We start from the raw sequence: 2,042 nt of genomic DNA, 5'->3' as shown, positions 1-2,042 counted from the left end.
GAGGAAGAGGAACAGGCCGAACATCGCGATGACGGCCAGGCCGAGCGCGAGGTAGACCCCGCCGCGGTTGCGCTCGAGCACGACGCGCAGCGGCAGCAGCGGCGCCTTGACCTTCCGCTCCACGAGCACGAACGCGACCAACAGGACGCCGGTCAGGACGAACATCGAGACGGTGCCGGTCTCGCTCCAGCCCTCGGTCTCGGCGCGGGTGAAGCCGTAGACGAGCGCCACCAGGCCGAGCGTGCCCAGCAGGGTGCCGGGGATGTCCAGCGGCGAGCGGTTGCGGGTGCCGTCGGGCTCGTGCACCGACGTGACGGCGCCGATGAACGCGATGGCGGCGATCGGGATGTTCACGAAGAAGACCCAGCGCCAGTCGAGGTACTCGGTGAGGATGCCGCCGAGGATCAGGCCGAGTGCGGCACCACCACCGGCGATGGCGCCGAAGATGCCGAACGCCTTGGCCCGCTCCTTGCCGTCGGTGAACATGACGGCGAGCAGCGACAGCGCCGCCGGGGCCAGCAGCGCGCCGAAGACGCCCTGCAGCGCGCGGGAGGCGAACATCAGGCCCTCGTTGACGGCCGCGCCGCCCAGCGCGGACGCGCCGGCGAAGCCGATGAGGCCGGTGAGGAAGGTGTTCTTGCGGCCCCACATGTCGGCGACCCGGCCGCCGAGCAGCAGGAGGCTGCCGAACGCCAGCGCGTAGGCAGTGATGACCCACTGCCGGTTGGCGTCGGAGATGCCGAGGTCGGCCTGGGCCGACGGGAGCGCGATGTTCACGATGGTGGCGTCCAGCACCACCATCAGCTGAGCGATGGCGATGAACGCCAGCGCTCGCCACCGCCTGGGATCAGGCTGATGTGTTTCAGGCATGACGAAGTCCAATCAAGGTGTGCAGTGACGTTTCTTGACCGAGGGTCGGGACTTTCTGGCGGCGGTCCCGCTCTTAAGACGTTTCGAAGTCCTCGAATGTGACTGCCGTGCCGCTCAGCTCCGAGCGGGCGGGCGCGCGCAGGCCGTCGAGGAAGAGCTGGAGGTGCCGGTGCATGAAGCGCTCGATGAGCGCACAGCCGGTGCCGGCCGGAGGACGGGTGAGCTGGGTGATCGCGACCATGAGGTCACCCAGGCCGACGTCGGGCCGGAGCTGGCCGGACCGGCGGGCGTTGTCCATCAGTCGCTCGACGGCCGACTCGAGCCCGAGGCGGGCGTCGACGACGTTGGGGTCGTTCTTGTCGAAGCCTTCGTACAGCAGCGAGCACAGGGCGCCGACCCGCTCGTCGGCGGCGCGGTGGACGAACCGTCGCAGCGCCTCGAACGCGTCGGTCTCCTCGGCGAGCGCCGACTCGGCCTGCTCGGTGATGCGAGCCAGCGAGTACGACGCGACGACGTGGATGAGCTCGTGCCGGTCGGCGAAGTGCCGGTACAGCGTGGCGTTGCCCACGCCGGCGCGGTGCGCGATGGCGTCGAGCGGTACGGACGGGCCGTGCTCGACGAACGCCTCGCGTGCCGCGGCGATGATGCGCTCACGGTTGCGGGTGGCGTCGACGCGAGCCGGCTGTGCCTTGCGCTCGGCTGTCGCCATGCCGCCCATGATTCCCCCTTCGAGTCGTTCTCCGAAACGGAGATGTTCTCCCCGTTTTCCGAACCGGGGAGTGGGTCCCCGGTTCAGCTGGACGTGTGCTGAAACGGGGATGGCATCCCCGGTTATTTCCGGCTCTGGATGTGACGTGCGTCACATGAGGTGAGTGCGGCCGCCACGGCGCGGCCGCGCACCACCTTCGCCGTCCGCCGCCGTGGACGGCAACAGGTTTTCCAGAACGTTCGCAACCTACGCGCCGCCACCGACAGAGTCGGCTGTTAGCCGCCATCGAGAATGACGGCGTGGGCGACATCGGCGTGCGGACGAGTGCGTGACGATCGCGCCGGGGCGTGGTCGTCAGGATGTCGGCACCGTTGTCACGTTCGACCACCTGATGCTGTGGTCGATCCTGGATGAACACACCGAAGGGTCCGGGTCGGGTCGTCACGGTGACGTCGCCGACGAG

2 protein-coding genes are annotated in these 2,042 nt (G+C 69.0%); both read right to left on the bottom strand.

What is annotated here, in order from left to right; translation table 11 throughout:
• Positions 1 to 870: MFS transporter (locus tag DY240_RS23075; protein WP_119662115.1), on the bottom strand; the 870-nt coding region annotated here is incomplete at its 3' end.
• Between the two features lie 73 nt (positions 871 to 943).
• Positions 944 to 1,588 (bottom strand): TetR/AcrR family transcriptional regulator, encoded by a 645-nt coding sequence (locus DY240_RS23070; protein WP_199702143.1) that lies wholly within the window; start codon positions 1,586 to 1,588, stop codon positions 944 to 946.
• Between the last annotated feature and the right edge of the window lie 454 nt (positions 1,589 to 2,042).

This window comes from Jiangella rhizosphaerae (genome assembly GCF_003579925.1).
GTDB classification, from domain to species: Bacteria; Actinomycetota; Actinomycetes; order Jiangellales; family Jiangellaceae; genus Jiangella; species Jiangella rhizosphaerae.
The sequence above is the reverse complement of the archived record's forward strand: the minus strand, read 5'-3'. Positions and strand labels throughout refer to the sequence as shown.